General features: G+C 55.2%; 26 protein-coding genes and 1 other annotated feature. Of the genes, 19 read left to right on the top strand and 7 right to left on the bottom strand.

What is annotated here, in order from left to right; translation table 11 throughout:
- Positions 1-3: 3 nt before the first annotated feature.
- Genes C7387_RS19770 through sitD form a run of 3 tightly spaced genes read left to right on the top strand, consistent with a single transcriptional unit; the run spans position 4 to position 2527 of the window.
- On the top strand, positions 4-831 hold the full coding sequence (locus C7387_RS19770) for a manganese/iron ABC transporter ATP-binding protein (RefSeq protein ID WP_006817863.1): 828 nt from the start codon (positions 4-6) through the stop codon (positions 829-831).
- The gene (sitC, locus tag C7387_RS19765) at positions 828-1685 is read left to right on the top strand and encodes an iron/manganese ABC transporter permease subunit SitC (RefSeq protein WP_120817322.1); all 858 of its coding nucleotides are present in this window, start codon (positions 828-830) and stop codon (positions 1683-1685) included. The genes C7387_RS19770 and sitC overlap by 4 nt, the downstream gene beginning before the upstream one ends.
- Positions 1682-2527 (top strand): iron/manganese ABC transporter permease subunit SitD, encoded by an 846-nt coding sequence (sitD, locus tag C7387_RS19760; protein ID WP_120817321.1) that lies wholly within the window; start codon positions 1682-1684, stop codon positions 2525-2527. Before sitC ends, sitD begins: the two co-directional genes overlap by 4 nt.
- Before the next feature lie 27 nt (positions 2528-2554).
- On the opposite strand, the gene mnmE is transcribed toward sitD, so the two are convergent.
- From mnmE to C7387_RS23420, 6 genes are all read right to left on the bottom strand, one after another.
- A complete protein-coding gene (mnmE, locus tag C7387_RS19755) occupies positions 2555-3919 on the bottom strand; it encodes a tRNA uridine-5-carboxymethylaminomethyl(34) synthesis GTPase MnmE (RefSeq protein WP_006817860.1) in 1365 nt (454 codons plus the stop codon).
- 72 nt (positions 3920-3991) lie between these two features.
- Entirely contained in the window at positions 3992-5635 is a 1644-nt protein-coding gene (gene yidC / locus C7387_RS19750; protein ID WP_006817859.1) for a membrane protein insertase YidC, read from the bottom strand.
- A gap of 2 nt (positions 5636-5637) precedes the next feature.
- The gene (gene yidD, locus C7387_RS19745) at positions 5638-5895 is read right to left on the bottom strand and encodes a membrane protein insertion efficiency factor YidD (RefSeq protein WP_071777500.1); all 258 of its coding nucleotides are present in this window, start codon (positions 5893-5895) and stop codon (positions 5638-5640) included.
- Positions 5859-6218 carry a ribonuclease P protein component gene (rnpA, locus tag C7387_RS19740; protein WP_006817857.1) on the bottom strand — a complete coding sequence of 120 codons (360 nt, stop codon included), beginning with the start codon at positions 6216-6218 and terminating at the stop codon, positions 5859-5861. The genes yidD and rnpA overlap by 37 nt, the downstream gene beginning before the upstream one ends.
- Positions 6219-6235: 17 nt before the next feature.
- On the bottom strand, positions 6236-6376 hold the full coding sequence (rpmH, locus tag C7387_RS19735; RefSeq protein ID WP_003849659.1) for a 50S ribosomal protein L34: 141 nt from the start codon (positions 6374-6376) through the stop codon (positions 6236-6238).
- 230 nt (positions 6377-6606) lie between these two features.
- Positions 6607-6666 carry a hypothetical protein gene (locus C7387_RS23420; RefSeq protein ID WP_420855541.1) on the bottom strand — a complete coding sequence of 20 codons (60 nt, stop codon included), beginning with the start codon at positions 6664-6666 and terminating at the stop codon, positions 6607-6609.
- Positions 6667-6975: 309 nt separating this feature from the next.
- Between C7387_RS23420 and dnaA the strand changes: the two genes are divergently transcribed.
- From dnaA to C7387_RS19660, 14 genes are all read left to right on the top strand, one after another.
- Positions 6976-8382 (top strand): chromosomal replication initiator protein DnaA, encoded by a 1407-nt coding sequence (gene dnaA / locus C7387_RS19725; protein WP_038253516.1) that lies wholly within the window; start codon positions 6976-6978, stop codon positions 8380-8382.
- A 4-nt stretch (positions 8383-8386) separates the two neighbouring features.
- Positions 8387-9487, top strand: a complete 1101-nt coding sequence (gene dnaN, locus C7387_RS19720) for a DNA polymerase III subunit beta (RefSeq protein ID WP_006817854.1) — start codon at positions 8387-8389, stop codon at positions 9485-9487.
- Entirely contained in the window at positions 9487-10560 is a 1074-nt protein-coding gene (gene recF, locus C7387_RS19715) for a DNA replication/repair protein RecF (RefSeq protein WP_006817853.1), read from the top strand. The genes dnaN and recF overlap by 1 nt, the downstream gene beginning before the upstream one ends.
- 28 nt (positions 10561-10588) lie before the next feature.
- Positions 10589-13003, top strand: coding sequence for a DNA topoisomerase (ATP-hydrolyzing) subunit B (gyrB, locus tag C7387_RS19710; protein ID WP_006817852.1), 2415 nt, complete (start codon positions 10589-10591; stop codon positions 13001-13003).
- 184 nt (positions 13004-13187) lie between these two features.
- Positions 13188-14000 carry a sugar-phosphatase gene (gene yidA / locus C7387_RS19705; protein WP_006817851.1) on the top strand — a complete coding sequence of 271 codons (813 nt, stop codon included), beginning with the start codon at positions 13188-13190 and terminating at the stop codon, positions 13998-14000.
- Positions 14001-14206: 206 nt separating this feature from the next.
- Positions 14207-15214 (top strand): hypothetical protein, encoded by a 1008-nt coding sequence (locus C7387_RS19700; RefSeq protein WP_038253518.1) that lies wholly within the window; start codon positions 14207-14209, stop codon positions 15212-15214.
- Positions 15214-16356, top strand: coding sequence for a BamA/TamA family outer membrane protein (locus C7387_RS19695; RefSeq protein ID WP_120817320.1), 1143 nt, complete (start codon positions 15214-15216; stop codon positions 16354-16356). Before C7387_RS19700 ends, C7387_RS19695 begins: the two co-directional genes overlap by 1 nt.
- 29 nt (positions 16357-16385) lie before the next feature.
- Positions 16386-17417 carry a DUF4056 domain-containing protein gene (locus C7387_RS19690; RefSeq protein ID WP_072009050.1) on the top strand — a complete coding sequence of 344 codons (1032 nt, stop codon included), beginning with the start codon at positions 16386-16388 and terminating at the stop codon, positions 17415-17417.
- Positions 17418-17641: 224 nt separating this feature from the next.
- Entirely contained in the window at positions 17642-18331 is a 690-nt protein-coding gene (gene dgoR / locus C7387_RS19685) for a D-galactonate utilization transcriptional regulator DgoR (protein ID WP_038253523.1), read from the top strand.
- The gene (locus C7387_RS19680; RefSeq protein ID WP_120817319.1) at positions 18328-19203 is read left to right on the top strand and encodes a 2-dehydro-3-deoxygalactonokinase; all 876 of its coding nucleotides are present in this window, start codon (positions 18328-18330) and stop codon (positions 19201-19203) included. Before dgoR ends, C7387_RS19680 begins: the two co-directional genes overlap by 4 nt.
- Positions 19187-19804 (top strand): 2-dehydro-3-deoxy-6-phosphogalactonate aldolase, encoded by a 618-nt coding sequence (locus C7387_RS19675; RefSeq protein WP_120817318.1) that lies wholly within the window; start codon positions 19187-19189, stop codon positions 19802-19804. The genes C7387_RS19680 and C7387_RS19675 overlap by 17 nt, the downstream gene beginning before the upstream one ends.
- The gene (dgoD, locus tag C7387_RS19670; RefSeq protein ID WP_120817317.1) at positions 19801-20949 is read left to right on the top strand and encodes a galactonate dehydratase; all 1149 of its coding nucleotides are present in this window, start codon (positions 19801-19803) and stop codon (positions 20947-20949) included. Before C7387_RS19675 ends, dgoD begins: the two co-directional genes overlap by 4 nt.
- Positions 20950-21009: 60 nt before the next feature.
- Entirely contained in the window at positions 21010-22347 is a 1338-nt protein-coding gene (locus C7387_RS19665) for an MFS transporter (protein WP_006817842.1), read from the top strand.
- Between the two features lie 52 nt (positions 22348-22399).
- A complete protein-coding gene (locus tag C7387_RS19660) occupies positions 22400-23626 on the top strand; it encodes a YidR family protein (protein WP_120817316.1) in 1227 nt (408 codons plus the stop codon).
- Position 23627: 1 nt separating this feature from the next.
- On the opposite strand, the gene C7387_RS19655 is transcribed toward C7387_RS19660, so the two are convergent.
- Positions 23628-23963, bottom strand: a complete 336-nt coding sequence (locus C7387_RS19655) for a YceK/YidQ family lipoprotein (protein WP_006817840.1) — start codon at positions 23961-23963, stop codon at positions 23628-23630.
- Positions 23964-24193: 230 nt separating this feature from the next.
- Positions 24194-24267 (top strand) — a sequence feature (ROSE (Repression Of Heat Shock gene Expression) occurs in the 5'-region of heat shock genes and acts as an RNA thermometer to modulate expression.).
- On the opposite strand from C7387_RS19655, the gene ibpA reads away from it, so the two are divergent.
- Both ibpA and ibpB read left to right on the top strand, forming a co-directional pair.
- Complete coding sequence (ibpA, locus tag C7387_RS19650; protein ID WP_006817839.1) at positions 24261-24674, top strand: small heat shock chaperone IbpA; 414 nt, start codon at positions 24261-24263, stop codon at positions 24672-24674. It overlaps the preceding feature by 7 nt.
- Positions 24675-24784: 110 nt before the next feature.
- A complete protein-coding gene (ibpB, locus tag C7387_RS19645) occupies positions 24785-25213 on the top strand; it encodes a small heat shock chaperone IbpB (protein WP_006817838.1) in 429 nt (142 codons plus the stop codon).
- Positions 25214-25279: the final 66 nt, after the last annotated feature.

Below are 25279 nucleotides of genomic sequence, written 5' to 3'. Positions count from 1 at the left end.
ATCATGACGCAAACCTCAGGGATCAGCGTTGCCAACGTCACGGTGACTTATCGTAACGGCCACACGGCGCTGCGCGATGCCAGTTTTACGGTGCCGGGTGGTTCCATTGCGGCGCTGGTGGGGGTGAACGGCTCCGGTAAATCCACCCTGTTTAAAGCGATCATGGGCTTTGTGCGCCTCAATAGTGGGGACATATCCATAACGGGTCTGTCGACCCGCCAGGCGCTACGCCGCAATCTGGTGGCCTATGTGCCGCAGGCTGAGGAGGTTGACTGGTCGTTCCCGGTGCTGGTGGAAGACGTGGTGATGATGGGGCGCTATGGCCGCATGGGAATGCTGCGGCGACCAAAAGCGCACGACCACGAGATAGTCTCAAAGGCGCTGGAGCGGGTGGATATGCTCGAGTATCGTCATCGCCAGATTGGCGAGCTTTCCGGCGGGCAGAGGAAACGCGTCTTCCTGGCGCGCGCGATTGCCCAACAGGGAGAAGTCATTCTGCTCGATGAACCTTTCACCGGCGTTGATGTGAAAACGGAAGCTAAGATCATCAGCCTGCTGGCTGAGCTGCGGGATGAAGGCAAAACCATGCTGGTCTCCACGCACAATCTGGGCTCTGTCACCGAGTTCTGCGACTACACCGTCATGGTGAAAGGTACTGTTCTGGCAAGTGGCCCGACAGAAACCACCTTTACGGCGGAAAACCTCGAGATTGCCTTTAGCGGCGTTCTGCGCCACGTGGTGCTGAGCGGATCGGAAGAGCGCATCATCACCGATGACGAACGGCCGTTTGTTTCTCATCGTGTTTCTGCTGGAACCGGAGGGCTAAAGTGAACGCCATCCTTGAACCGTTCGGCTATGAGTACATGCTCAATGCCATGTGGGTCTCCGCGATGGTGGGGGGGCTGTGTGCGTTTCTCTCGTGCTACCTGATGCTAAAGGGCTGGTCACTGATTGGCGATGCGCTCTCACACTCCATCGTACCTGGGGTTGCCGGGGCGTACATGCTGGGGCTGCCGTTCGCGCTGGGAGCCTTCCTTTCCGGTGGCCTGGCTGCGGGCAGTATGCTGTTTCTCAACCAGCGTACGAGGCTAAAAGAGGATGCGATTATCGGCCTCATCTTCTCCTCATTTTTTGGCCTCGGGCTGTTTATGGTGTCGCTCAACCCGACGTCGGTAAACATTCAGACCATCGTCCTTGGTAATATTCTGGCTATCGATCCGGTGGATATTTTGCAGCTGGCGATTATCGGCACTATCTCCATCATCGTTCTGTTTTTCAAATGGAAAGATCTGATGGTCACCTTCTTTGATGAGAACCACGCCCGGGCGATAGGCCTGCGTCCCGAGCGCCTGAAAATTCTGTTCTTCACCCTGTTGGCGGTATCGACAGTGGCGGCGCTGCAGACGGTCGGAGCGTTCCTGGTGATTTGTCTTGTCGTCACACCGGGGGCCACGGCGTGGCTTCTGACGGATCGCTTCCCCCGCCTACTGATAATTGCGGTTGTCATCGGTAGCGTTACCAGCTTCCTCGGTGCCTGGGCGAGCTATTACCTCGATGGAGCCACGGGCGGCATTATTGTGGTGGCACAGACGCTGCTGTTCCTGCTGGCCTTTGTGTTTGCGCCAACCCACGGGCTGCTGGCTAACCGCAGACGTGCGCGTAAAGCGCTGGAGGTGCAAGGATGATGAACGTATTACTCGAGCCGCTGCAGTTTGCCTTTATGCAAAATGCACTGCTGATTTCGCTGGTGGTGGCTATTCCCTGCGCGCTGCTGTCGGTGTTTCTGGTGCTGAAGGGCTGGGCCCTGATGGGCGATGCTATGAGCCATGCGGTGTTTCCCGGGGTGGTGCTTGCCTGGATGCTGGGATTACCCCTGGCAGCCGGCGCGTTCGTTGCTGGTGTATTTTGCGCAGTCGCGACGGGATATCTGAAAGATAACAGCAGAATTAAGCAGGATACCGTCATGGGGATCGTCTTTTCCGGGATGTTCGCTGCCGGGTTGATTCTCTACATCGCTGTGAAACCGGAGGTGCATCTCGACCACATCCTGTTTGGTGACATGCTGGGCATTATGATGTCCGATATTGTGCAGACGACGATTATCTCTGTGGTGATTGCGTTGATTATTGCGATGAAGTGGCGTGATTTTCTGCTCTACTGCTTCGATCCACAGCAGGCACAGGTTAGCGGCCTGGCCACGCGTTGGCTGCATTACGGTCTGCTTTGTATGGTAGCACTTACTATCGTCGCAACTCTGAAGGCCGTAGGGATCATTCTCTCTATTTCGCTACTGATTGCGCCAGGTGCCATTGCGGTGCTGCTGACGAACCGCTTTCATGTGGCGCTGATGGTGTCAATGCTGGTCTCGGTACTGGTTTCCGTCAGCGGTGTCTGGCTGTCGTTCTTTATCGATAGCGCACCGGCACCCACCATCGTCGTCCTGTTCGCCCTTGTTTTTATTGTGGTATTTGTGGTTTCAAGCCGCCGGGCGCGAAGGCTGGAGCAGCAGCGACTGGTAGAGGAATAACAAAAAGGCGCCGATGGCGCCTTTGTTTTACTTACCAATACAGAAGCTCGAGAAGATACGCCCAAGCAGATCGTCGGAGGTAAATTCACCGGTGATTTCACTTAAGTTCTGCTGTGCCAGACGTAGCTCTTCTGCCAGCAGCTCTCCTGCCCGGGCACCCAACAGCTGCGCTTTACCTTGTTGCAGATGGGTAGCCGCGGTTTCCAGCGCCTGGAGATGGCGACGACGGGCGAGGAAGCCCCCCTCCATGTTGGTTTCAAAGCCCATGCTCTGCTTCAGGTGGTTGCGTAACACATCCACACCGCCGCCAGTGCGCGCCGAGAGACGCACAAGTGAGTGGCCATTCACATCGGTGAGGCCTTCTGTCTCACCGGTGACGTCAGCTTTGTTTCGTACCACGGTAATTGGCAGATTTTTTGGCAGGCGGGCGATAAAGTCGGGCCAAATCTCCGCCGGATCAACGGCATCGGTGGTGGTGCCATCTACCATAAACAGTACGCGGTCGGCCTGCTCAATTTCCTGCCAGGCGCGCTCAATGCCGATGCGTTCAACTTCATCGCTGGCATCGCGCAGGCCGGCGGTATCGATAATGTGCAGTGGCATACCGTCAATGTGAATGTGCTCGCGCAGCACGTCACGGGTGGTACCGGCGATATCGGTCACGATGGCGGCTTCACGTCCGGCAAGCGCGTTCAGTAGGCTGGATTTCCCGGCGTTAGGACGCCCGGCAATCACCACTTTCATCCCTTCGCGCAGCAGGCTGCCCTGGCGGGCTTCGGCGCGTACCGCATCGAGGTCAGCAATGACCGTGTTCAGCTGAGCTTCAATTTTGCCGTCAGAGAGAAAATCAATTTCCTCATCCGGAAAGTCGATCGCTGCTTCCACATAGATACGAAGGTGAGTGAGTGCTTCCACAAGGTGGTTCACGCGGCTGGAGAACGCCCCCTGCAGAGAATTCAGCGCGGATCGTGCTGCCTGTTCTGAGCTGGCGTCAATCAGGTCGGCAATCGCTTCGGCCTGGGCTAAATCGAGCTTGTCGTTCAGGAAGGCGCGTTCGGAAAATTCACCCGGCTTCGCAATGCGCAGGCCCGGTAGAGTCAGAATACGTTTTAACAGCAGGTCGAGGATAACCGGGCCGCCGTGACCCTGTAGTTCCAGCACGTCTTCACCAGTAAAGGAGTTCGGGCCGGGGAACCACAGCGCAATGCCCTGGTCCAGCGGAGTGCCGTCGGTATCTTTAAATGGCAGGTAATCCGCGTAGCGTGGCTTTGGCAGTTTTCCCAGCACCGCTTCTGCCACCTCGCGCGCCTTCAGGCCGGAGATACGCAGAATGCCAACACCACCGCGTCCCGGTGGGGTTGCCTGGGCGACGATAGTGTCGTTATGGCTCATGGTTGGTCTCGTTCAATACAAATAAAAAAGGCGGTCAATAGACCGCCCTTATTTTAGCGCTAAGTTACCAGATCAGGACTTTTTCTTTTCGCGGCTATGCAGGCCGCGTTTTTCCAGACCACGGTAAATCAGCTGCTGCTGGATGATGGTTACCAGGTTGCTGACGATATAGTACAGCACCAGACCTGACGGGAACCACAGGAAGAACACCGTGAAGATGACTGGCATGAAGGTCATGATCTTCTGCTGCATCGGGTCGGTCACGGTGGTCGGCGACATCTTCTGAATGAAGAACATCGTTACGCCCATCAGGATCGGCAGGATGTAGTACGGGTCTTGTGCGGACAAGTCATGGATCCACAAGGCAAACGGCGCATGACGCAGTTCAACGGAGCCCATCAGCATGTAGTACAGCGCAAGGAAGATAGGCATCTGGATGATAAGCGGGAAGCAGCCACCCAGTGGGTTCACTTTCTCAGCTTTGTACAGAGCCATCATTTCCTGGCTCTGACGCTGTTTGTCATCGCCCAGACGCTCACGCATAGCCTGAATCTTCGGCTGCAGCATACGCATCTTCGCCATGGAGGTGTACTGCGCTTTGGTCAGCGGGTACATGATGCCACGAACGATGAAGGTGATAACAATGATGGAGAAGCCCCAGTTGCCCAGGAAGCTATGGATCCACTTCAGCAGTTTGAACAGCGGCTGAGAGATGAACCACAGCCAGCCGTAGTCTACGGTCAGGTCAAGGTGTGGCGCGACAGCTGCCATTTTGTCCTGAATTTCCGGGCCCACCCACAGGGTGCTGGAGAGGTTTGCACTCTGGCCTGGCTGAACCAGCGTCGGCTGAGATTTGTAGCCAATGGCCGCAATACCGTTACCGAGGTTGGTGGTGTAGAAGTTGCTGGAAGCATCATTACCTGGAACCCATGCGGTTGCAAAGTACTGCTGCAGCATGGCAACCCAACCGCCTTTGGAGCTGACGTTCAGGTTTTCGTTATCGGCAATTTTGTCGAATTTGTATTTTTCGTACTTCGCATCAGGCGTTGAGTACGCGGCGCCACGGAAGGTATGCAGCGCAAAGTTGCTGCTACCGGTGTCGCGATGTGAAGGCAGATTGATGGATTGCTTCAGCTGACCAAATGCAGACAGCTCCAGCGGCTTCTCACCCACGTTCTTCACGTCATAGCTAACTTTCACCGCATATTCACCACGTTTCAGGGTGAAGGTTTTGGTGAAGACGTTGCCTGCTTTATCGGTGTACGTCAGCGGGATCACGATGTCGTTCTGGCCATCAGCCAGCACATACGCATCTTTATCGACGTTGTACAGCGGACGCGGGCCATTCGCCGGGTTGTCCGGACCATCACGACCGGTCAGGCCGCTTTGAGCCTGATAGATAAACTGTGGCGTGGTTTCCAGTAACTGGAACGGTTCAGAAGACTTCAGCTCTTTCGGGTAAGCCGGAAGCAGCGCTTGCTCAACATCACCACCACTGGTGTTGATGGTCAGCTCAAGCACGTCCGTTTTAACCGTGATCAGTTTCCCCTGGCCACTGGCCGGTACGCCCTGGTCGGCGGCGCTACCCGCTGCGGTGGTCGTTGTCTGCGTGGTCTGCTGCTGGGGTTGAGGATTTTTATCCTGTTCCCAGGCCTGCCAGATCATGAAAGACACGAACAACAAAGCGATGATAAGAAGATTGCGTTGCGAATCCATCGTTAGTGTTCTCTGGTATCAAATGGTCCTGGTGGGACGGGATCGTCTCCACCCGGGTGTAAAGGGTGGCATTTTAATACGCGTTTCACTGTCAACCAACTGCCTTTTATCACTCCAAACCTGCGCAATGCCTCAATTCCGTATTGCGAACAGGTTGGTGTGAAACGACAATGCGGCCCGAGAAGCGGACTTATCAGGCGCTGATACCCCCTTATCAGGGTAATCAGGACCCGCGAGCCAGGCGGCAATGGCGGCGCCATAATTTTTCCAACGCTTCCGAGAGAGCACGGTTATCGAGGTCAGCAACCCCTTTTTTCGCCACCACCACGAAGTCCATTGCGGGGAGTTCATGCTGACGTAAACGGAAGCTTTCACGCGTCAGACGTTTAATCCGATTGCGTTCATGCGCGCGTTTGACGTTTTTCTTGGCGACAGTAAGACCGATGCGGGGATGCCCCAGCGAATTCAGGCGGCCGAGGATGGTGATTTGCGGCGTGCCAGCCCGTTGTGGCTGCTGGAAGACGAAAGTGAAATGACTGGGAGTTAACAAACGTAACTCCCTGGGAAATGCGAGCTTAACCACTCAGGGGTTAGCTTTTATTACTTGGAAACGGTCAGACGAGAGCGGCCTTTAGCACGACGACGTGCCAGAACCTGACGACCATTTTTAGTAGCCATACGAGCACGGAAGCCGTGAGAACGGTTGCGCTTCAGTACAGACGGTTGAAAAGTGCGTTTCATGGCGGTTTCTACCTAAACTTGAATAAATTCACTGACTTTTGCGTTTACCCGAACGAGATTCGAACGACCGACGCTGGAGCCATGGCTAATTAAAGAGGCCGGATTGTAATAATTGTACACTCCGGAGTCAATTCTCTTTCCTTATAAGCCAACGATTATTGCACCTTTTTGCACAATAATCACACAGCGACGGCGACGTTTATCACAGGCAAGACGCACCGGGTGGGGGATTATACGGCCTCCCCATTAAAGCGCAAGGATCGTCCAGGATCTTTGTTAGATCGAATCAGTAAAAAAATGTCGGTACTCAGTCATTTTTCCAATATGTGGGCGAAATTCTGCCGCACTCTTTCCAGGATCGATTACACTTATCCAGCCTGGATCGTTCCTGTGGATAAATCGGGAAGAATCTGTGAGAAACAGAAGATCTCTGGCTCAGTTTAGGCTATGATCCGCGGTCCCGATCGCGATCCTGGATCCTGACTGGGGAAAACCGCGCACAGCGGTTCGCACGTCACCCTTTTGCGCAGGGTCTTGCCGACGTGTGCCAACAATCATGATCGTTTCATTTTTTCTTTTTTGTTCGAGTGGAGTCCGCCGTGTCACTTTCGCTTTGGCAGCAGTGTCTTGCCCGACTGCAGGATGAGTTACCAGCCACAGAATTCAGCATGTGGATCCGCCCTTTGCAGGCGGAACTGAGCGATAACACGCTGGCACTGTATGCGCCAAACCGTTTCGTCCTTGATTGGGTAAGAGATAAATACCTTAATAATATTAATGGCTTACTCAATGATTTTTGCGGTACGCAAGTACCACAGCTGCGTTTTGAAGTTGGGACTAAGCCTGTGGCTCAGATGGTCAGAGAGCCTGCGCATGCTGCGGCTGTTGCCGCTCCGGCGCAAATGACCCAGGTTCAGACGCCGCGTGCAGCCCCTGCACCGCGTCCAGGCTGGGACAATGTTCCGGCACCCGCAGAACCAACCTATCGTTCTAACGTAAACGTTAAACACACCTTTGATAACTTCGTTGAGGGTAAATCGAACCAACTGGCGCGCGCGGCGGCCCGTCAGGTGGCTGATAACCCGGGCGGTGCTTATAACCCGCTGTTCCTGTACGGCGGCACGGGTTTGGGTAAAACACACCTGCTGCACGCGGTGGGTAATGGCATCGTGGCGCGCAAACCGAATGCCAAAGTGGTGTATATGCACTCTGAACGCTTTGTGCAGGACATGGTAAAAGCCCTGCAAAACAACGCCATTGAAGAGTTTAAGCGCTACTACCGCTCCGTTGACGCCCTGCTTATCGACGATATTCAATTCTTTGCTAATAAAGAACGCTCCCAGGAAGAGTTCTTCCACACCTTTAATGCTCTGCTGGAAGGCAATCAGCAGATAATCCTGACATCAGATCGCTATCCAAAAGAGATTAACGGCGTGGAAGATCGCCTGAAATCCCGCTTTGGCTGGGGGCTGACGGTGGCTATCGAGCCGCCGGAGCTGGAAACCCGCGTAGCCATCCTGATGAAAAAAGCCGACGAAAACGACATTCGTCTGCCGGGTGAGGTGGCGTTCTTTATTGCCAAACGCCTGCGTTCCAACGTTCGTGAGCTGGAAGGGGCACTGAACCGTGTCATCGCTAACGCCAACTTCACCGGGCGAGCGATCACCATTGATTTCGTGCGTGAAGCGCTGAGAGATCTACTGGCGCTGCAGGAAAAACTGGTCACTATCGACAACATTCAGAAGACAGTGGCTGAGTATTACAAGATTAAGGTTGCGGATCTGCTCTCCAAGCGCCGTTCCCGTTCGGTTGCCCGCCCGCGCCAGATGGCGATGGCGCTGGCAAAAGAGCTCACCAACCACAGCCTGCCGGAAATCGGTGATGCGTTTGGTGGCCGCGACCACACCACCGTGCTGCACGCCTGTCGTAAAATTGAACAGTTGCGTGAAGAAAGCCACGACATCAAAGAAGATTTCTCCAATTTAATCAGAACATTATCTTCGTGACGCTATGAAATTTACCGTAGAACGTGAACATTTATTAAAACCGTTACAACAGGTGAGTGGTCCGTTAGGTGGCCGCCCGACGCTGCCTATTCTCGGTAACCTGCTGCTGCAGGTCGCTGACGGTACGCTGTCGCTGACCGGTACCGACCTTGAGATGGAAATGGTCGCACGCGTCACGCTCACCCAACCGCACGAACCAGGCGCAACGACGGTTCCGGCGCGCAAGTTCTTTGATATCTGCCGCGGGTTGCCGGAAGGTGCTGAAATCGCACTGCAGCTGGAAGGCGATCGCATGCTGGTGCGCTCCGGGCGCAGCCGTTTCTCGCTCTCTACGCTGCCGGCCGCCGATTTCCCGAACCTGGACGACTGGCAGAGCGAAGTTGAATTCACCCTGCCACAGGCGACCATGAAGCGCCTGATTGAAGCCACGCAGTTCTCGATGGCGCATCAGGACGTTCGCTACTACTTAAACGGCATGCTGTTTGAGACCGAAGGCGAAGAGCTGCGCACCGTCGCGACCGACGGTCACCGTCTGGCGGTGTGCTCCATGCCGCTTGGCGAAGCGTTGCCGAACCATTCGGTGATCGTGCCGCGTAAAGGGGTCATTGAGCTGATGCGTATGCTCGACGGCGGCGAAAACCCGCTGCGCGTACAGATTGGCAGCAATAATATCCGTGCACACGTCGGCGATTTTATCTTCACTTCGAAGCTGGTTGATGGCCGTTTCCCGGATTATCGCCGCGTATTGCCGAAGAATCCGGATAAACACCTGGAAGCCGGTTGCGATCTGCTGAAGCAGGCTTTCGCCCGTGCAGCGATTCTGTCGAATGAAAAATTCCGCGGCGTGCGCCTGTACGTCAGCGAAAACCAGCTGAAAATTACCGCTAACAACCCGGAACAGGAAGAAGCGGAAGAGATGCTGGATGTCACCTACGGTGGCACCGAAATGGAAATCGGCTTTAACGTCAGCTATGTGCTGGATGTCCTGAATGCGTTGAAGTGTGAAAATGTCCGCATTCTGTTAACTGACTCTGTTTCGAGCGTACAGATTGAAGATGCCGCATCGCAGTCGGCTGCCTATGTTGTTATGCCAATGAGACTGTAATGTCGCTTTCCCGCTTGTTGATCCGCGACTTTCGCAACATTGAAAGCGCGGATCTCGCCTTATCCCCCGGCTTTAATTTTCTGGTTGGCGCCAACGGCAGCGGTAAAACCAGCGTTCTGGAAGCCATCTATACGCTCGGCCACGGCCGGGCGTTTCGCAGTTTGCAGATTGGTCGCGTTATTCGCCACGAGCAGGACGCATTTGTGCTGCATGGCCGCCTGCAGGGGGCTGAGCGAGAAATTGCTATCGGTCTCACCAAAGATAAACAGGGTGACAGCAAGGTTCGTATCGACGGTTCCGACGGCCATAAGGTGGCGGAGCTGGCGCTGCTGATGCCAATGCAGCTCATCACGCCGGAGGGGTTTACTTTACTCAACGGCGGCCCCAAATACAGAAGAGCATTCCTTGACTGGGGATGCTTTCACAACGAAGCCGGTTTCTTTACCGCCTGGAGCAACCTGAAGCGTTTGCTCAAGCAGCGTAATGCTGCGCTGCGTCAGGTGACCCGCTATTCCCAGCTTCGCCCGTGGGATACTGAACTTATCCCACTGGCAGAGCTTATCAGCCGCTGGCGCGCCGAATATAGCGCGGCGATTGCGGAAGATATGGCGGATACCTGTCAGCAGTTTTTACCGGAGTTTTCTCTTTCGTTCTCTTTCCAGCGCGGCTGGGAAAAAGAGACCGATTACGGCGAATTGCTGGAGAAAAACTTCGAACGCGACCGTATGTTGACCTATACCGCGCATGGCCCGCACAAGGCGGATTTCCGCATTCGTGCCGACGGTGCACCGGTGGAAGACACGCTGTCGCGCGGGCAGTTAAAACTCCTGATGTGTGCGCTGCGCCTGGCGCAGGGGGAGTTCCTCACTCGCGTTAGCGGGCGACGCTGCCTGTACCTCATAGATGATTTTGCCTCTGAACTTGATGATGCGCGGCGTGGGCTGCTTGCCAGCCGTTTAAAAGCCACGCAATCACAGGTTTTTGTCAGCGCCATTAGCGCTGAACACGTAATGGACATGTCGGACAAAAATTCGAAGATGTTCACCGTGGAAAAGGGTAAAATAACGGATTAACCCAAGTTTAAATGAGCGAGAAACGTTGATGTCGAATTCTTATGACTCCTCCAGTATCAAAGTCCTGAAAGGGCTGGATGCGGTGCGTAAGCGCCCGGGTATGTATATCGGCGACACGGATGACGGCACCGGTCTGCACCACATGGTATTCGAGGTTGTGGATAACGCTATCGACGAAGCGCTCGCGGGTCACTGTAAAGACATCGTGGTAACTATCCACGCGGACAACTCCGTATCCGTTACCGATGATGGTCGTGGCATCCCGACCGGTATTCACCCGGAAGAGGGCGTGTCTGCCGCAGAAGTGATCATGACCGTTCTGCACGCAGGCGGTAAGTTCGACGATAACTCGTATAAAGTTTCTGGTGGTCTGCACGGCGTAGGCGTGTCCGTAGTTAACGCCCTGTCGCAGAAGCTGGAGCTGGTCATCCAGCGCGAAGGTAAAATCCATCGCCAGATTTATACCCACGGCGTGCCGCAGGCACCGCTGGCCGTAACGGGCGATACCGAAAAGACCGGTACCATGGTGCGTTTCTGGCCGAGTCTCGAAACCTTCACCAACGTCACTGAGTTTGAATACGAAATTCTGGCTAAGCGCCTGCGTGAGCTGTCGTTCCTGAACTCCGGCGTCTCTATTCGCCTGCGCGACAAGCGTGACAACAAAGAAGACCACTTCCACTACGAAGGCGGCATTAAGGCGTTTGTTGAGTACCTCAACAAAAACAAGACGCCGATCCACCCGAATATCTTCTACTTCTCCACCGAAAAAGACGGTATTGGCGTAGAAGTAGCGCTGCAGTGGAACGACGGTTTCCAGGAAAACATCTACTGCTTCACCAACAACATTCCGCAGCGCGATGGTGGTACTCACCTTGCAGGCTTCCGTGCGGCGATGACCCGTACCCTGAATGCCTACATGGATAAAGAAGGCTACAGCAAAAAAGCGAAAGTCAGCGCCACCGGTGACGATGCCCGTGAAGGCCTGATTGCCGTCGTTTCCGTGAAGGTGCCGGATCCGAAGTTCTCTTCCCAGACCAAAGACAAACTGGTTTCATCGGAAGTGAAATCGGCGGTAGAGCAGCAGATGAACGAACTGCTGAGCGAGTACCTGCTGGAAAATCCGTCTGACGCGAAAATCGTCGTTGGCAAAATTATCGATGCGGCGCGTGCCCGTGAAGCGGCGCGTAAAGCCCGTGAAATGACCCGTCGTAAAGGCGCACTGGATCTCGCTGGTCTGCCGGGCAAACTGGCAGATTGCCAGGAGCGCGACCCGGCGCTGTCCGAACTGTACCTGGTGGAAGGGGACTCCGCGGGCGGTTCTGCGAAGCAGGGCCGTAACCGTAAGAACCAGGCTATCCTGCCGCTGAAGGGTAAAATCCTCAACGTTGAGAAGGCGCGCTTCGACAAGATGCTCTCTTCTCAGGAAGTGGCAACCCTGATCACTGCGCTCGGCTGTGGCATTGGTCGCGACGAGTACAACCCGGACAAACTGCGCTATCACAGCATCATCATCATGACCGATGCGGACGTCGACGGCTCGCACATCCGTACGCTGCTGTTGACCTTCTTCTATCGTCAGATGCCGGAAATCGTTGAGCGTGGCCATGTCTACATTGCTCAGCCGCCGCTGTATAAAGTGAAAAAAGGTAAGCAGGAGCAGTACATCAAGGACGACGAGGCGATGGATCAGTACCTCATCTCTATCGCGCTTGATGGTGCCACCCTGCACACCAACGCCAGCGCCCCGGCGCTGTCTGGCGAAGCGCTGGAGAAACTGGTATCCGAGTTCAACGCGACACAGAAAATGATTGGCCGCATGGAGCGTCGCTATCCGAAAACGCTGCTGAAAGAGCTGGTGTATCAACCAACGCTTACTGAAGCTGACCTCGGTAATGAAGCGACGGTTACCGGCTGGGTGACTCAGCTGACCACGGTGCTTAACGAAAACGAAGCGCACGGCAGCCTGTGGAACTTCACCGTTCGTGAAAACGCTGAACTGCAGCTGTTCGAGCCGGTTATCCGCGTGCGTACCCACGGTGTGGATACCGACTACCCGCTGGATCACGAATTCGTGACCGGTGCGGAATATCGTCGTATCTGTACGCTCGGTGAAAAACTGCGCGGGCTTATCGAAGATGACGCGTTCATCGAACGTGGCGAGCGTCGTCAGCCGGTTACCAGCTTCGAGTCTGCTCTCGACTGGCTGGTGAAAGAGTCCCGTCGTGGTCTCGGTGTCCAGCGTTACAAAGGTCTGGGCGAGATGAACCCGGAGCAGCTGTGGGAAACCACGATGGATCCGGAAAGCCGCCGCATGCTGCGTGTGACCGTGAAGGATGCGATTGCTGCCGACCAGCTGTTCACCACGCTGATGGGCGATGCGGTTGAGCCGCGTCGTGCCTTCATCGAAGAGAACGCCCTGAAAGCGGCGAATATCGATATCTAAGCCGTTTTTCCCCTCACCCTAACCTTCTCCCCATACGGGAGAGGGCCGGGGTGAGGGGAATAGCTTCAGACAAAAGAGGAATCCCTCTTCACCATTCCGGCCCCTTTTTCCCCGCTTTCCGTTGCTGTTTTTTGAGCTAAATCGCGTTAGCATGAGCAAAGACTCATTTAAATCGGGGGATCTCATGGCTATCAAACTCATTGCAATCGATATGGACGGTACTTTATTGCTTCCGGACCATACCATCTCTCCTGCGGTAAAAAACGCTATTGCCGCCGCGCGCATGCGTGGAGTCAACGTGGTGCTGACTACGGGTCGCCCTTACGCTGGCGTGCACAGCTACCTGAAAGAGCTGCACATGGAGCAGCCGGGAGACTATTGCATTACCTATAACGGTGCCCTGGTACAGAAAGCCAGCGACGGCAGCACCGTCGCCCAGACGGCCCTCAGCTATGACGATTATCTCTATCTGGAAAAACTGTCCCGTGAAGTGGGCTCTCACTTCCACGCGCTGGACCGTAACACGCTCTACACCGCCAACCGTGACATCAGCTACTACACCGTTCATGAGTCCTACGTTGCGACCATTCCGCTGGTGTTCTGCGAAGCTGAGAAAATGGATCCGCAGACCCAGTTCCTCAAAGTGATGATGATTGATGAGCCAGCCATCCTGGATAAAGCCATTGCGCGCATCCCGGCGGAAGTGAAAGAAAAATACACCGTGCTGAAAAGTGCGCCGTATTTCCTCGAGATCCTCGACAAACGCGTCAATAAAGGTACCGGCGTGAAATCGCTGGCGGATGCGCTGGGGATCAAACCGGAAGAGGTTATGGCGATTGGCGATCAGGAAAACGATATCGCGATGATTGAGTACGCCGGCGTGGGCGTAGCGATGGATAACGCGATTTCATCGGTGAAAGAGGTGGCTAATTTTGTCACCAAATCAAACCACGAAGATGGCGTAGCCTACGCCATTGAGAAGTTTGTGCTGGCCTGACAGAGCGCGGCACTCCGTCCGGCAGGTTTTGCTTGCCGGACCACTATTCATAATTCATGTGAATGATCACGCCCACAATATCCACAATTTTTTTGTTATTTTATGTGAATTCGCACTGAATTCATAAATGAAAACAACGATTTCCTGTATCCTTCCCCCTCCCTTTTCATCGGCGTTTATCGCCACACAAGACCACTTCATCAGATATGAATAACTATATCCGTACGGTACTGGTGAGCTTACCCTGTATGGCTTTTCAGTCCTGGGCTGCAATGGCCCCAGCTACACCTCCTGCCTCTCTTTATAATTATCAGGACGATAACCCAACAGCGGTAACCACTCCCTCTGAGGAAACCAAACAGCCGCAATCTTCTTCGATACTGCCGTTCTACGGCGACGAAGCGCGAGCGCGGGGCTACGATTTGCCCGAACCATTCGGCGTAAACATCAACTACATGAATATGCGGCAGAACATTTCTGTCGACAGTATTGCCTTTAGCGGCCTGGCGTTGGGGTCCATACCTCTGGATAACCTCTTTAAAATCAACGTCGGCGATACCCGTGAAAGCAGTAAAACGGAAACCGTCAGGCTCGATGCCTGGGTATTACCGTTTATGAACGTGTATGGCCTGGTCGGTCACACCGAAGGGCATTCGGTCTCTGACATCGGCGTTGGGATCAAAATGGGCAAGAATGAAATCAGGCCCGACAATCTGCAAAACCTGAAATTCCAGCTCGATTTTAAAGGCACCACCTACGGCGCCGGTACTACGTTTGTGGGCGGGATCGGTAACTGGTTTGCCCTGCTTGATGCCAACTATACTCAGACACGTTTTGATATTCTTGACGGCAGTATCGATGCCTTTACGCTCACGCCGCGCGTTGGCTACCGATTTACTACGCCTGGTGTGGATGCATTGCATTTGCCGGCCGGGAAGCTGAACGTCTGGGTCGGGAGCATGTACCAGGACGTGCAGCAGGAATTTAAGGGCAGCCTTAACGATCTGACCATGCCGTCAGAGGAACTGCAGAAGATGGTGGACATGGCGAACCGCAGTGGCAATGGCCGTTTCGACGTCAAACAGCATCTTAAATCCCCATGGAACGTACTGGTGGGGGCGCAGTATGAAATCACCCGTAACTTCAACGTGACAACGGAGTTTGGCTTTGCAGAACGTAATAGCTTCTTCGTTGCGGGCGAGTACCGCTTCTGATGCGTAACACGACTCCCGCACTCCTGGTTTTCGCAGGATTGCTGGCGTTGCCCTGCGGCGCGCAGTCACTTCTGCCAAGCCGGGAGCAAATCGACGGCTGGCTGGCCCCTTTGGGTGCCAGCAACCAGTTTGATGCGAGCAAAGGGATCGACTGGGGCGTGATGCCCGGACCTTTTTACACGCCGGAACTGGGGATTGGGCTCGGCACCGCTATCGTGGGTATGTATCGCCCGGATCTAGACGATACCGTGAGCCAGAACTCAACGCTATCGCTCAGTGGTTACGCCAGTGCCACCGGTGCCTTCGGGCTTAATATTAATAATTACGCCTTTTTCGCCGACGATCGCTGGCGTTTCTTTGTTGATGGTTCCCTGAATAACACGCCGACATATTACTGGGGGCAGGGGTTTGCCGCCGGCGATAACGACAATCAAAAGCAGAAGTACACCTCGCAGGGATTTACCCTGCGCCCGATGGTCTATCGACAACTGGTTGAGCATGCCTATCTGGGGGTGGGATGGTCTGTGGCGATGGAGCATGCGGCTGACATTGATGCTGACGATCCGCGACGCATAGAAAGCACGCCGCAGGGAACGTCGGTGTTTAGCTCCGGCGCAAGCGTTGCGCTCACCTGGGATGACCGCGATTTTGTGCCGAACCCGCGTAGCGGGCAGGCCGCGGATATTCGCTATACCCGCTATACCCCCGGCACAGGAAGCGACACCCAGTTTGATGAGTACGCGCTACACTACAGCCGCTACCATCCGATCACCGAAAATGGCGTGCTGGCCTGGGAGGTGAACGGTGATTTCACCCAGGGCGATGTGCCATGGAATATGCTGCCACTGCTTGGCAGCAATGAGCGGATGCGCGGTTACTATGAAGGCCGCTATCGCGACAAAAATGTGATCAGTGGCCAGCTGGAATATCGTCAGAAACTGAGCTGGCGACACGGTATTGTCGGCTGGGTCGGTGCGGGCACGATGGCGCCTTCGTTTCACGAGCTCGATAACGGACGCTGGTTACCTTCGGCGGGCGTGGGGTATCGTTTTGAATTCAAACCGCGCATGAACGTGCGTCTCGACTATGGTATCGGTAAAGGTAGCAGCGGGTTTTACTTTCAGGTTGGAGAGGCATTTTGAATGTAGTGAAAGGCCTGCTGGCAGGCTTAATGCTCTTTGCCGCGTCTGCACAAAGCGCGCCGCTCGCGCCGTTGTCCCCGCCCCAGGGGCTGCGGCCATGCTGCGCCTTTGGGTACAATCTGCAGGCGGAAGTGCTGAACATCCCGATACCGTTATATGAATTAGATAACGTCGTGACCGCCGATGACCTCGGAAAGCATCTTTATAATGACAGCCTGTTGGCGGGGATCGCAAACCTGGCGGGGATGGGCCGGGAGCGCAACGGAATTATGTACACGTCGCGTGGCGGATTTATCGACACCGCACATATCCGTGATACCGCCGACATGACGGTATACCTTTTCAGCCAGCTATTGCCGAAGCTGGGCCAGTCTTTCGTCCTCAGGCTTGACGATGAGCTAACTGAACGCCGCGTGGTGTTCAACGGTTTTACGCCACCGGTGGATGAAGATGAACGCATTGCCCTGGCGGCGTGGCTTTCTGCCCATCTGGCGTTTCAGCTGGCGGCATGGCATGAAATTGCGCAGTGGTACGGTTTTGCTTCTATTCCCGGGTTTTCTGAAGAAGTTTCCGCCTTTTCGCCGGAAGATCTCTACTCGAATTTACTTGGTGCACGTATTGCTGTCTCCCTTATCCGTCATGGAGATACGACAACCGAAGCGGCATACAACCGGGCGATGGACGGTGCACTGCCCAAGGCGTTGAGGGAGCTTGGCGCGCAGCCAGCCAACATCACCCGCTTCCACTTCGATATGCTGGATGGCCGCTGGTGGGACAGTAAAAAACGAGTGCCCGAAAAATATCTGGTGCTGCTGCGTAATTATGATGTCTCTGACGATCGTTTGCCTACCGCGGTACCTGGCGAGCAGGCTAAGCCGTGGCGGCAGAGCTTACCCCATAGCTTGCTGACGTATGACCTGGACTCGCTGGCGGAACTACAGTTCTGGCCCGGCAGCAGCATGGAGCGTCTGCCCGCACCCAAAACCTACTACACCGTCGCCGATTTCCCACGTCTGTCGGCCTTCGCCCGCGACAGTGACAAGGCCGAAGCAGCGAAATAAGTCCCCTTTCTCGATCCCTAAGCGCAGCGCTTACCGCAGACTGCGCTTTTTTTTGATCTTCGATTGTTCTTTTTGTGATCTAAATTGTAGTACAACATGATTGTGTTGTACTACATTAAGCACCAGAGAAGATTAGAACACCTCACATTTGTACTGCAAAAATGAGGTGAATTTCACCGGTCACGGTAAAGTAGTTATGGGCACTCTGAGCACAAGGACTCTCCATGACTCTCAATAAAACCGACCGCATCGTGATAACGCTGGGCCGCCAGATTGTTGGCGGAAAGTATGTACCCGGCTCGGCGTTACCCGCAGAAGCCGATCTCTGCGAAGAGTTTGAAACCTCACGCAATATCATCCGTGAGGTATTTCGCTCCCTGATGGCGAAAAGGCTCATCGAAATGAAGCGCTATCGCGGTGCATTTGTCGCCCCGCGTAACCAGTGGAACTACCTCGATACCGAGGTACTGCAGTGGGTGCTGGAGAACGACTACGACCCGCGGCTGATTAGCGCAATGAGCGAAGTACGTAACCTGGTGGAACCGGCAATCGCCCGTTGGGCTGCAGAGCGCGCGAACTCCGGCGATCTGGCTCTGATTGAATCAGCGCTCAACGACATGATTGCCAATAACCAAAATCGTGATGCCTTTAACGAAGCGGATATCCGCTATCACGAGGCGGTGCTGGGTTCAGTGCATAACCCGGTCTTGCAGCAGTTAAGCGTGGCTATCAGCTCGCTGCAACGAGCGGTATTTGAACGGACCTGGATGGGCGACGAGGCCAACATGCCAAAAACGCTCCAGGAACATAAGGCGCTGTTCGATGCTATCCGGCATCAGGACGGCGACGCGGCAGAGCAGGCAGCACTTACCATGATTGCCAGCTCCACACGAAGGTTAAAGGAAATTACATGACGTCTCGCTACATCGCTGTTGACTGGGGATCAACCAACCTTCGCGCCTGGCTTTATCAGGGTGAAGCATGTCTGGAAAGCCGACAATCAGAGGCAGGGGTGACCCGGCTGAACGGCAGAACCCCGCAGGCGGTGTTAGCAGAAGTCACCGAGGGATGGCGCAACGGCAGCACGCCGGTGGTAATGGCGGGAATGGTGGGCAGCAACGTGGGCTGGAAAATTGCCCCATATTTGCCTGTGCCTGTGCATTTTTCTGCCATTGGCGAACAGTTAACGACCGTTGGCGACAATATCTGGATAGTTCCCGGCCTCAGCGTGCAGCGGGACGATAACTACAACGTCATGCGCGGTGAAGAAACACAGCTTCTCGGCGCACGCACGCTGGCCGCCTCCTCCTTATACGTCATGCCCGGCACCCACAGTAAATGGGTGCAGGCGGACAGCCAGCAAGTCTATGATTTTCATACCGTGATGACCGGTGAGCTGCACCATCTGCTGCTCACGTATTCCCTGGTGGGTGCCGGTTTACCTCCACAGCAAACTTCTCCGGGCGCCTTTGCCGCCGGGCTTGAGCGCGGTCTTGCCTCTCCCGCAATTCTGCCACAGCTGTTTGAAGTTCGGGCTCGTCACGTGCTGGGAGCCCTGCCGCGTGAGCAAGTGAGCGAATTTCTTTCCGGTCTGCTGATCGGTGCCGAAGTGGCAAGCCAGAGCAAAAAATTTGCCGGTCAGTCGGTAACGCTCGTTGCCGGAAGCACGCTCACGGCGCGCTATCTGCAGGCGTTCAATGCCTGTGGGACCCAGGTGGTGGCAGTGGACGGCGATAACGCATTTCAGGCAGGTATAAGGAGCATTACCCATGCAGTGGCACACTAAACTCCCGCTCATCGCGATTATGCGCGGTATCACCCCGGATGAGGCCCTTGCCCACGTGGCTGCGGTGATCGACGCCGGATTTGATGCGGTGGAAATTCCGCTTAACTCACCGCAGTGGCAGAAAAGCATTCCAGCCATTGTGGATGCCTTTGGCGATAAGGCGTTGATTGGCGCCGGAACGGTTCTGCGTCCTGAACAGGTCGACGAGCTTGCCCGCATGGGGTGCCAGCTTATCGTGACCCCTAATATTCAGCCGGAAGTGATCCGCCGTGCGGTGGGCTACGGTATGACCGTCTGTCCGGGGTGTGCCACCGCGACCGAAGCCTTCGATGCGCTGGATGCGGGCGCACAGGCGCTGAAGATTTTCCCGTCGTCGGCCTTCGGCCCGGAATATATCAAAGCGCTGAAAGCGGTATTACCGCTTGAGGTACCGGTGTTTGCCGTTGGCGGCGTGACGCCAGAAAACCTTGAGCAATGGATTCAGGCAGGCTGCGTGGGCGCCGGGCTGGGTAGCGATCTCTATCGCGCCGGGCAGTCCGTTGAACGCACCGCGCAGCAGGCAGCGGCATTTGTTAATGCGTATCGAGAGGCAGTGCAATGAAAATTACCAAACTCACCACCTACCGGCTCCCCCCACGCTGGATGTTCCTGAAAATTGAAACCGACGAAGGGGTGGTTGGCTGGGGCGAACCGGTTATTGAAGGGCGTGCGCGTACCGTTGAAGCGGCGGTGCATGAGCTTAGCGACTATCTGATTGGTAAGGATCCGGCGCGTATCAACGACCTCTGGCAGGTGATGTACCGCGCGGGATTCTACCGCGGCGGCCCCGTGCTGATGAGCGCCATTGCCGGTATCGACCAGGCGCTGTGGGATATCAAAGGCAAAGTGCTGAATGCGCCGGTGTGGCAGTTAATGGGCGGGCTGGTACGCGACAAAATCAAAGCCTACAGCTGGGTGGGTGGCGATCGCCCGGCAGAGGTTATCGACGGGATTAAGACTCTGCGTGGAATTGGTTTTGATACCTTCAAACTCAATGGCTGTGAAGAGATGGGCGTTATCGATAGCTCGAAAGTGGTGGATACCGCCGTCAGTACGGTGGCACAAATTCGTGAAGCTTTTGGCAACGAGATCGAGTTTGGTCTCGACTTCCACGGTCGCGTCAGCGCACCAATGGCGAAAGTGCTGATTAAAGAGCTGGAGCCGTATCGTCCGCTGTTTATTGAAGAGCCGGTGCTGGCGGAACAGGCGGAGTATTACCCGAAACTCGCTGCCCAGACGCACATTCCGATTGCTGCCGGTGAGCGCATGTTCTCACGCTTTGAATTTAAACGCGTGCTGGAGGCGGGTGGGATAGCCATTCTGCAGCCGGACCTCTCTCACGCTGGTGGTATCACCGAATGCTACAAAATTGCTGGTATGGCGGAAGCCTATGACGTGGCGCTGGCACCGCACTGCCCGCTGGGTCCGATCGCGCTGGCGGCCTGTCTGCATATCGATTTTGTTTCGCGCAACGCCGTGCTGCAGGAACAAAGCATGGGTATTCATTACAACAAAGGCGCCGAGCTGCTCGACTTTGTGAATAACAAAGAGGATTTCAGTATGGAAGGCGGTTTCTTTAAACCGTTAATGAAACCGGGTCTTGGCGTGGACATCAACGAAGAGAAGGTCATTGCGATGAGCCAACAAGCGCCAGACTGGCGTAACCCGCTGTGGCGTCACGAAGACGGCTCCGTCGCTGAGTGGTAATCGTCACAACATCATAATTTAAAAAATAGATTTTCCTACACCCTCTGTAAATTACAGGGCATGGTGAGCGGCTTCGCTATGCCCAAAATCTGGAGACAGATTGCGATGGATATTCCAGTTACTGCTGCAAAAACAGGGCGTCGCCGTTACCTGACGCTGGTTATGATCTTTATTACCGTAGTTATCTGTTATGTCGACCGCGCAAACCTGGCGGTGGCGTCGGCGCATATTCAGGAGGAGTTCGGGATCAGTAAAGCGGAAATGGGTTATGTATTTTCCGCCTTTGCCTGGCTGTATACGCTGTGCCAGATCCCGGGCGGCTGGTTCCTTGACCGGGTTGGCTCTCGTCTCACCTATTTTATTGCCATTTTCGGCTGGTCTGTCGCGACTCTGTTTCAGGGCTTCGCCACCGGGCTGATGTCGCTGATTGGCCTGCGGGCTATCACCGGTATTTTTGAGGCCCCGGCGTTCCCAACCAATAACCGCATGGTCACCAGCTGGTTCCCGGAGCACGAGCGCGCCTCTGCCGTTGGGTTTTATACCTCCGGGCAGTTTGTTGGCCTTGCGTTTCTTACCCCGCTGCTTATCTGGATCCAGGAGCTGTTGAGCTGGCACTGGGTGTTTATCGTGACCGGCGGGATTGGCATTATCTGGTCGCTCATCTGGTTTAAGGTTTATCAGCCACCACGCCTGACAAAAAGCATCACAACGGCGGAGCTTGAGTATATTCGTGAAGGGGGCGGGCTGGTTGATGGCGATGCGCCAGTGAAAAAAGAGGCGCGCCAGCCGCTGACCAAAGCCGACTGGAAGCTGGTGTTCCATCGTAAGCTGGTCGGCGTTTATCTGGGGCAGTTTGCGGTCACCTCTACGCTGTGGTTTTTCCTTACCTGGTTCCCGAACTACCTGACTCAGGAGAAAGGCATCACTGCGCTGAAGGCCGGATTTATGACCACGGTGCCGTTCCTGGCAGCTTTCTTCGGCGTGCTGCTCTCGGGCTGGCTGGCGGACAGGCTGGTGCGAAAAGGCTATTCGCTGGGTGTCGCGCGCAAAACGCCTATCATCTGCGGGCTGCTGATTTCCACCTGCATCATGGCGGCAAACTACACCAACGACCCAATGTGGATTATGACGTTGATGGCGATCGCCTTCTTTGGTAACGGGTTTGCCTCCATCACCTGGTCACTGGTTTCTTCGCTGGCGCCGATGCGTCTGATTGGTCTCACTGGTGGAGTGTTCAACTTCGTCGGCGGGCTGGGCGGGATCACGGTGCCGCTGGTGATTGGCTACCTGGCGCAGGACTACGGCTTTGCGCCTGCGCTCACCTACATTGCAGTAGTGGCGCTGGCCGGAGCGCTCTCCTACATCCTGCTGGTGGGCGAGGTGAAACGAGTAGGCTAAACCCCCTCCCTTGCGATACCCTGATGGCAGATTCGTGCATCAGGGTATCCACATGAAACAAGTCACTTTCGCTTCCCGTCACCATCAGCTCACCAACACCCGAACCTGGACCCCGGACAGCCGCTGGCTGGTGTTCGACGTGCGCCCTTCTGGTGCCTCGTTTAGCGGAGAAACCATCGAGCGCGTCAACGTCGACAGCGGTGAAACTGAGGTCATTTACCGCGCCACCGACGGAGCATACGTCGGTGTGGTCACGGTGCATCCGCAGGAAGAAAAGTACGTGTTTATCCATGGTCCCGAGCACCCGGATGCCCACTGGCAGTACGATTTTCATCATCGCCGTGGCGTGGTAGCTCATGCCGGAGTGACGACTAATCTGGATGCCATGGATATCACCCCGCCTTTCACACCGGGCGCGCTGCGCGGCGGTAGCCACGTTCATGTTTACAGCCCGAACGGCGAGTACGTTAGCTTCACCTATAACGACCACGTGATGCACGAGCGTGATACGGCGCTCGATCTGCGTAACGTTGGCGTAGCAACGCCCTTCGGCCCGGTCATCCCGGCAGGTGGACACCCACGGGAATACGCGGGCAGCCACTGGTGCGTGCTGGTGAGCCAGACGACGCCCGCGCCTGTGCCGGGAAGCGATGACATTAACCGCGCCTATGAAGAAGGCTGGGTGGGCAACCACGCGCTGGCGTTTATTGGCGATACGCTCTCCACGCAGGGCGAGAAAGTGCCTGAGCTTTTCATCGTTCATCTGCCGCAGGATGAAAAGGGCTGGAAGCTGGCGGGCAGCACGCCGTTGCAGGGCACGAGTGAAACGCTGCCAGCGCCGCCGTCAGGAGTAGTGCAAACCCGGCTGACCTTTACCCATCAGCGCGCATTCCCGGGGCTGGTGAACGTGCCGCGCCACTGGGTGCGGGCGAGTCCGCACGCCAGTGAAATAGCCTTTTTGATGCGTGATGATGCCGGTATCGTCCAGCTGTGGCTGATATCTCCGCAGGGCGGCGAGCCGCGTCAATTGACGCGCGTTGCGGGCGGCATCCAGTCGGCGTTTAACTGGCATCCGTCAGGAAGGGCGCTGGGCTTTGTGCTGAATAACCGGATTGCCTGCTGCGATGCGCAGACGGGAGAGGTGAGTTATTTGACGGAAAAACATGGCAATCCGCCTTCAGCTGACGCGATCGTCTTTTCACCTGACGGCCGACAGATCGCCTGGATGGAGGAGGTCAGCGGTTTTCGTCAGCTTTGGGTGACGGAAACCGGCCTGTAATTCAGGGAGATGGCATCTCCGCTGGAGGGATCACCGCATTGGTGGCAAGCGTCTTCTGCTCACTCTTTTCCACGCGTGACCGCACGGAGTTGTCCGTGCGGAACATATCCCACGGTAACAACAGCGTATCCATCACTGCGGTAAATGGCATATCAAGCACCACCAGCGATTTGGTTCCCCAGTTGGTGTCATCATCGCCGAGCATGCCTGCGCTTGCTCGCGTACCGGGATAGGTACCTTCTTTCCCGCCGGTATGCGACATCACGCTTGAACAGCCACCCAGTGCCATCATTCCACTGAACAGGGTCAGCTTAATCAATAGAGTTGTTTTCATCATCTCAGTATCGTTGTGATGTCTTTAATGGGTTATATCGACCCATAACCTAAATAGATAGTTCCGTTGCGTCGCTCTGTGGCGGTTGTCGCAATTTGACCTTTAGTGCTGTCTTCCAGTCTAAACACTCTATCCGAAAGTGCAAAAAAACTCAGACAACCGCTCTTGAAATATCACTCGGGCTACCCAATTTTAAGAATAAGTCCCGATGAGGAGTACGCCTGCGGGGTACTCCGGGTGCTAACGACCTGTCCATGATGGAAGGTCAGTAAATTCTCGCTGATTCCAGGAGCTATTTTTATGCGTAACTTTGATCTTTCTCCACTGTATCGTTCTGCTATTGGTTTTGACCGTCTGTTCAACCACTTAGAAAACAGCCAGAGCCAGAGTAACGGCGGCTATCCTCCGTACAACGTCGAGCTTGTCGACGAAGACCACTATCGCATTGCCATCGCCGTGGCCGGTTTCGCTGAAAGCGAACTGGAGATCACCGCGCAGGATAACTTACTGATTGTAAAAGGCTCACATACGGGCGAACAACAAGAACGTACTTACCTGTATCAGGGCATTGCGGAACGCAACTTCGAGCGTAAATTCCAGTTAGCCGAAAATATCCACATCCGTGGCGCTAACCTGGTGAATGGTCTGCTGTATATCGACCTCGAACGTGTGATCCCGGAAGCGAAAAAACCGCGCCGTATCGAAATTAACTAATTCCGTTGGGCCGCTACGCGGCCCAACATTCCACCGGCTCGCCGTCAGGGAGCCTATGCGGATCTGCGGATCCGCAGGTAAACACTCGCTTCTCAGAAGGAGATTTTATTATGCGTAACTACGATTTATCCCCACTGCTGCGTCAATGGATCGGTTTTGACAAACTGGCTAACGCCTTACAAACCGCCGGTGAAAGCCAGAGCTTCCCGCCTTATAACATCGAAAAAAGCGACGATAACCACTATCGCATTACCCTCGCGTTAGCCGGTTTCCGTCAGGAAGATCTGGATATCCAGCTGGAAGGCACGCGTCTGACCATTAAAGGCCAGCCGCAGCAGGCGGAAAAAGAGACCAAATGGCTGCATCAGGGTCTGGTGACCCAGGCGTTCAGCCTGAGCTTTACCCTGGCCGATAACATGGAAGTCAGCGGCGCGACCTTTACCAACGGTCTGCTGCATATCGACCTGACCCGTAACGTGCCGGAAGCGCTTGCTCCGCAGCGTATCGCCATCAGCGACCGCCCGGCACTGAACAGCTAAAGACAGTCTTGCCGAATCCCTTTCCCTTCGGGATAAGGTAAATACCTTAAAAACGGTAACCTTCGG

It is taken from the genome of Yokenella regensburgei, from assembly GCF_003634235.1.
In the GTDB taxonomy this organism is placed as follows: domain Bacteria; phylum Pseudomonadota; class Gammaproteobacteria; order Enterobacterales; family Enterobacteriaceae; genus Yokenella; species Yokenella regensburgei.
The sequence above is the reverse complement of the archived record's forward strand: the minus strand, read 5'-3'. Positions and strand labels throughout refer to the sequence as shown.